A 6,229-nucleotide genomic window follows, 5' to 3' on the forward strand; every position below is an offset into this window, starting at 1 on the left:
AAGAAAGATGTAATAATATTAAGCCTTTCTCAGAACTAGGATTGTATTTTGACCAATTGCAGCTTCAGACGAGCCTCAACTAAAATTGCACTATACAAAAGCCGGTGCAGGCAAGACCTGTAGTGGAATGTGCTGATGCGGCAGTTGGGCTATACTTATGGCTTGTGCTGCTTTAATTGCCGAAGGATAATCTCTGTGAGAAAGCTGCCGCTATATGGTCCGAAAAAGTTCATGCTTCTGGTTTCATACTCATCCAGGTCATAATACTTATCTGGTGTAATGTAGCCGATGTAGCCCCCGTTAAAGCTGGTGACAATGGCCTTTAGCCCCTGTGTGTCTGCCTGCTGTTCGATCTGCTTTACAAATTCGCCGGAGTAATCAGCGGGTGCTCCTAAGAAAACGAGGTCACCCAGTTGCAGGCTGGTAACATAAGCGGGGTGCTCGCCAAAAATGAAGTTGAACAGATAGGGTGCCAGCCGCAGGTCTTTTGAGATGCGCATGTTCGGCTTTGGAAGTTCCAGAGGTGTACGGCTGTAACCCAGTGTATGCACATAAGCCGTGTGAACGTGAAGGAGGTCTTCACGCAGCAGTTTTGCCAAGCGTCCGCCTACAACCTTAGTGCTCTCGTAGGTATCGCCTTCAAAATAAATGGCGCTATGGCTACCTACAGCTCCGGCCGAAAAAGAAGCAAAGTTAAACCGTGTCTCCAGCGTGTCTACCAACACGCCAGGATAGTCGCGGGAAAGGGTAGGCACCATAGAGGGGAGTATGGTGGGGTGTGCGGCAAAAGCAGAAAGTATAGCAATGGTACCGTCTTTACGCTCGAACTTAATGAATCGGAGTTGGGTATCACGGTTATGCCGGTCTCCATAGTAAGGATTGTCGGAATCGTCGAGAAGGCGGTTGCGCACTAGGCTGGCTGCACTAGTGCTGCCATAGCCAAGCTTGGTCGGCTGCAAGTGTGCGTGTGCCTGCTGCATGCTCTCTATAATCTGCTGCACCAGTCGCTCAACCAGGTCTTCGCTATACTTGCCGGACATAAGTTTGATGCCGATATTCTTGCCCCAGCCGCCAAAACTGGTGTGGCTGTGGGTGGCGGTAAGGTATACCTGCTCTGGTTGCAGCCCTAATCTGGGATATTCTTTTTCCAATTGCTGTAGTACCTCCATCGGCACAATCAGCATATCCAGCGCTATGTAATAAGCCTGGGTTTTGCCATTGCTGAAGGCAAAAGTACGCACCCAGGCAGAGTCGTGAACTGCTTCATACGTCATGCCCATGCGCTTGCCATACCCGGCCAGTGGCGTGCCAGCAGGTGGCGTTATGTTGATTTTAGACCATCCCACCTGTACTGTATCGCCTTGCGTAACCACTACCGGATGCTGTTTTAAGTCGCTTATAGTTTCCTTGTAATAAGCTGCCTGCTGGTACGGCGTACGGTCTATGGGGCGCACCACACATGCTGTGAGCAGCAGCACAAAAAGCACAAAAAGGAAAGTATAGCGGCGAGTGATTTTCACGAAAAGATTCTCAAACAGTAGTGATGTAAGCAGCAGCTGGTTCAGCATTAGCTCTAGAGTACATCCTCAAACATCTTGCCCAAAGTATACCAGACACTTATATTACACGGGCCTGCGCTTAAAACCAGCTGGCAAAGGTAGTGAAAATGCTTCTGTTAAAATACCATCAGTGTACTGCCAGGACTCAAAGGTATCTATGCCCAAGCTGTTTTATACTTTCAGAATAAGCCTTTTCATCTCAAAATGTTTTCAGGTTAAGCAATAAGGCTTAAATTTGATGCTTCTAGTACTTTGTAACAAGCCAAGGCAGTTGGAGGAGGATGAACGGTTTTGCCTTTTTGCATCAGCATCTCACTTCCCGCCTTTTATAAGAGCCACTCAGTTCACGACTATTGTCTTACATCAATATATGGAACCTAATTTAGATCACCTTTTAAAGATTGCCAAAGAGCTTTCAGTTACCATTAAGCAGGTGGAAGCTACTGCCACCCTTTTAGATGAGGGCGCTACCGTACCTTTTATCTCCCGTTATCGCAAAGAAGTTACTGGCTCGCTTGACGAAGTTCAGATTGCAGCCATCCGTGACCGCATGGAGCAGCTTCGTGAGCTGGACAAGCGCCGCGAGAGCATTCTGAAATCTATACGTGATCAGGAGAAACTGACGCCGGAACTGGAAGCCCGGATCATGGAAGCCGAGACAATGGCTGTGCTGGAGGATATCTACCTGCCTTACAAGCCAAAGCGCCGCACCAGAGCTACTATTGCCCGTGAGAAGGGGCTGGAGCCACTGGCTGAGCGCTTGTTTACACAAGAGAATTTCGATGTAGATGCCGAGGCATCCAACTTTATCTCCGAAGAAAAGGAAGTAAAGGATACTGCCGAAGCGCTGGCCGGAGCGCGTGATATCATGGCTGAATGGATGAACGAGAACGCAGAGGCTCGTGCTACCATGCGTAAGCTGTTTGAGAAACAGGGCGTGTTTAAAAGCCGCGTGATGATGGGCAAGGAAGAAGAAGGGCAGAAGTTTAAAGATTACTTTGAGTGGGAAGAGCCGATTGAGAAAGCGCCATCGCACCGTATCTTGGCCATGCGCCGTGGCGAAACTGAAATGGTGCTGATGCTGACAGCACAGCCTGACGATGAAGCTGCTGTTGCTAAACTGGAGGATATGTTTGTGCAGGGTAATAATGCTGCCTCAGAGCAAGTACGCCTGGCTGCCAAAGATTGCTACAAGCGCCTGCTGAAACTAAGTATGGAAACAGAAGTGCGCCTGAGCTCTAAAAAGCGTGCTGACGAAGAAGCTATCCGTGTATTTGCCGATAACCTGCGCCAACTGCTGCTGTCTTCGCCGCTAGGGCAGAAAACGGTGCTGGCCCTGGACCCAGGCTTTAGAACAGGTTGTAAACTGGTGGTGCTGGATAAACAGGGCAAGCTGCTGCACAACGAAACCATCTACCCACACACCGGCCAGGGCAAAGCCATGGATGCCGCACAAAACGTGAAGTACCTGGTAGATAGATTTGAAGTGGAGGCCATTGCCATCGGTAACGGTACGGCCAGCCGCGAGACCGAAGCTTTTGTAAAGGGCCTGAACCTGCCTAACACGGTGCAGACACTGATGGTAAACGAAAGTGGTGCCTCTATATATTCTGCCTCTGACGTGGCTCGTGAGGAATTCCCGGAGCAGGATGTAACGGTGCGTGGTGCCGTTTCTATTGGACGCCGCCTGATGGACCCATTGGCGGAGTTGGTAAAGATCGACCCGAAAAGCATTGGCGTAGGCCAGTACCAACACGATGTAGATCAGTCTGCTCTCAAGCATTCTCTTGATGATGTTGTGATGAGTTGTGTAAACGCCGTGGGCGTGGAAGTGAACACAGCCAGCAAGCAGCTGCTAACTTATGTTTCTGGCCTCGGTCCTGCTTTGGCGCAGAACATTGTGGAGTACCGTAACCAGAACGGCCCTTTTAAAACCCGCACAGAACTAAAGAAAGTTGCCCGCTTAGGCGATAAGGCTTTTGAGCAGGCGGCAGGCTTCCTACGCATCCGCGATGCCAAGAACCCGCTGGATGCCTCAGCTGTGCACCCGGAAAGCTACCCGATTGTAGAGCAGATGGCCAAAGACCTGGGCGTAACAGTACAGGACCTGATCAAGAGCGATGAGCTGCGCAAAAAAATCAACCTGAAAAACTATGTAACTGACACTGTTGGTTTGCCTACGTTACAGGACATAGTAAGCGAATTAGCCAAGCCCGGCCGTGACCCTCGTGAGAACTTTGAAGCGTTCAGTTTTACAGAAGGCGTGAACGAGATGAAGGATTTGCGTGCAGGTATGAAGTTGCCAGGCATTGTAACGAACATCACTGCTTTTGGTGCCTTTGTTGATATAGGTGTACATCAGGATGGCTTGGTGCACGTAAGCCACCTATCTGACCGCTTTGTAAGCAATCCGAATGAGGTTGTGAAGGTAGGGCAGAAGGTAGAGGTAACGGTGCTGGAGGTAGATGAAAGCCGCAAGCGTATCTCCCTAAGTATGAAAGGTGATCCTGCGGCGGCAAAACCAGCCGGAGGAGGTAGTCGTCCTGGCAACAGCAGTTCCAAAGGTGGCCGCAAAGAGCGTGAAGAAGAGCCTATGGATGATTTTCAGGCAAAGCTTGCCAAACTGAAAGGCATGTTTAAGTAATAAAGCAAGCAAGTCAAAGTATAGCTTAAGGCTTGTGCTTTGGCTGTACATAAATTAAAAAGGCACCTCATGTAGAGGTGCCTTTTTAATTGTATATCAGGAGCATACACGCATGTGGTTCTGCCTGTATTTCATAATTAGATATATAGAATAAATAATGTATTTGATTTCAGAATATCGGGCAACATTAGTACCTTACTCACATGAAAAACAAGCTTATAGTAACCGCAGCAGCAGTCTTAGGACTGGCTTTCGCAGCCGAGGCGCAAACAATTACTGTTGGCCCACGTGTTGGAGCTACATTCTCAGAAGTTAATTATTCTGGCGATGGGGCAGATATGTTAAATGATCAACTAAAGTCTAAGACAGGGGTACAATTTGGAGCTGTTGCCAATGTAATGGTGAACGATCTGTTTTCTGTTCAGCCGGAACTGCTTTATGTCCAGAAAGGCGTTAAAGTAAATTTCGGAGGCTTAAGTACAGAACTACAATCTAGTTACCTGGAACTTCCTGTCTTGGCCAAAGTATCCTTTGGTTCCGAACAGATCAAAGGATTTGTGACAGCAGGCCCTTCCGTAGGCTACTGGTTAAGTGGCAAGATCAAACAGAAGTATGATGGCGAGTCAGAAGAGGATGATTATGATTTTACGGATGATGACAATAGAACTGAAATAGGTGCTAATTTTGGAGTAGGCGCTGCCTATAAAGTTGGTACAGGGTATCTCAACCTTGATCTACGCTATGGTCTGGGCCTATCAAACCTGTATAACGATGGTGAAGAAAAAGTTAAAAACCGTGTATTAGGTGTGTCTCTGGCTTACCTGTTCAGCCTGTAGTACTTATACACTATCTTTTGAGGCGGCTCCTGCACTAGCGGGAGCCGCTGTTTTATTAGCACGGTAGAGTAACTTTGGTTTAGGTTGAAAGCTGCGTTTTCATTGATAATTGTATCTGTGGCTATGCTCTCTCCTGCTAGGGCACAGCCTCAAAAGTTTGCGCACACCTCACTCTACACTGAATAAACTTCAAATTCACTAGGTACTCCATGATTAATGGTTATATTAGATAAAGAATATACTAAGGAAAAGCCAATGTCCACGCAACTCATCAGAAGACATGCATTTCCAAACTAAAGCGCCTTCGCATATAAGGCTAATAACCGGAATAGTTCCTTATATACAATAGTTGGCATTAACCTAAATCATGAATTGAAAAAGATAGTTGTATCTACCTTCCTGCTTATATCTTCTTTAACTATGGCTAATGCACAGAGCAGTAGTTCTCGCCCTTTATCAGAGCTTATAAACAAAGAAGATTCGGGATGGATTTTAGTGCAGGACTGGTTAAAAGAAGCGAGTAACAGAGTAGAAGTTCTGCCTAAACAACAGCAGCAGGCAGAGAACGCTCTTTTACACTTACAAGTCACTACCCGCTCACCGATGGGAGCAATAGTTTATGAATCTGGCGGAATACTGGTTGATGATGGTTGGATACGCATTTTAGGTTCAGGTTCTGAGAAGCTTAACAGGAGCATCATGGAGTGGAACAGGGGAAAGTCTTTTAAAAGTGAAGGAGAACAACTCTCATTTCTTTTGGTAGCTGATGATGTGCTTGGTGGTTTCTTTGCCATCAATGCAGGCGCATTCGGGCATGAAGAGATTGGTAAGGTATTCTACTTTTCGCCTGACAATCTGGAGTGGGAGTCATTAGGAATAGGTTACTCTGATTTTATATCCTTTTGTTTTGCAGGTGACATCGACAAATTTTATGAAGGACTTAGGTGGACAAACTTGAGAGAAGAAGTAAAACACGTTGATGGAAAGAAAGGCATCCATTGCTTCCCTTTTCTTTGGACAGCAGAAGGTAAGGATTTGAATAAGGTAAGTAGAAGGGCTGTGCCAATGCAAGAGCTTTGGAATCTATACATGGAACAGAAGTAATAAAAAGGCACATGCCAACAAGGTATAGAAGGCACACTTCGGCTACGCCTCGTTCGCCTTCTATACAAGCCGTTATGCTTAGTTAG

General features: G+C 47.0%; 4 protein-coding genes. 3 read left to right on the forward strand and 1 reads right to left on the reverse strand.

From position 1 onward, the window contains the following. Nucleotides 1–155: 155 nt before the first annotated feature. Nucleotides 156–1,568: a neutral/alkaline non-lysosomal ceramidase N-terminal domain-containing protein gene (locus tag ACFQ2O_RS19045; RefSeq protein ID WP_377531725.1), complete on the reverse strand. Its 1,413-nt coding sequence runs from the start codon at nt 1,566–1,568 to the stop codon at nt 156–158. Nucleotides 1,569–1,929: 361 nt separating this feature from the next. Here ACFQ2O_RS19045 and ACFQ2O_RS19050 point away from each other — a divergent pair, with 361 nt between their 5' ends. The 3 genes from ACFQ2O_RS19050 (at nt 1,930) to ACFQ2O_RS19060 (ending at nt 6,143) form a co-directional block, all read left to right on the forward strand. Then, entirely contained in the window at nt 1,930–4,203 is a 2,274-nt protein-coding gene (locus tag ACFQ2O_RS19050) for a Tex family protein (protein WP_377531727.1), read from the forward strand. Between the two features lie 203 nt (nt 4,204–4,406). Further along, nucleotides 4,407–5,039 carry a porin family protein gene (locus ACFQ2O_RS19055; RefSeq protein WP_377531730.1) on the forward strand — a complete coding sequence of 211 codons (633 nt, stop codon included), beginning with the start codon at nt 4,407–4,409 and terminating at the stop codon, nt 5,037–5,039. A gap of 420 nt (nt 5,040–5,459) precedes the next feature. Further along, a complete protein-coding gene (locus ACFQ2O_RS19060; protein WP_377531733.1) occupies nt 5,460–6,143 on the forward strand; it encodes a DUF2625 domain-containing protein in 684 nt (227 codons plus the stop codon). Nucleotides 6,144–6,229 lie beyond the last annotated feature (86 nt).

The sequence above is a fragment of the Pontibacter rugosus genome, assembly GCF_042678745.1.
Lineage (GTDB): Bacteria > Bacteroidota > Bacteroidia > Cytophagales > Hymenobacteraceae > Pontibacter > Pontibacter rugosus.

What these genes read in the sequence shown, in the direction of transcription:
- ACFQ2O_RS19045 (WP_377531725.1), bottom strand. Translation starts at nt 1,568, where the DNA reads ATGCTGAACCAGCTGCTGCTTACATCACTACTGTTTGAGAATCTTTTC.
- ACFQ2O_RS19050 (WP_377531727.1), top strand. Translation starts at nt 1,930, where the DNA reads ATGGAACCTAATTTAGATCACCTTTTAAAGATTGCCAAAGAGCTTTCA.
- ACFQ2O_RS19055 (WP_377531730.1), top strand. Translation starts at nt 4,407, where the DNA reads ATGAAAAACAAGCTTATAGTAACCGCAGCAGCAGTCTTAGGACTGGCT.
- ACFQ2O_RS19060 (WP_377531733.1), top strand. Translation starts at nt 5,460, where the DNA reads ATGGCTAATGCACAGAGCAGTAGTTCTCGCCCTTTATCAGAGCTTATA.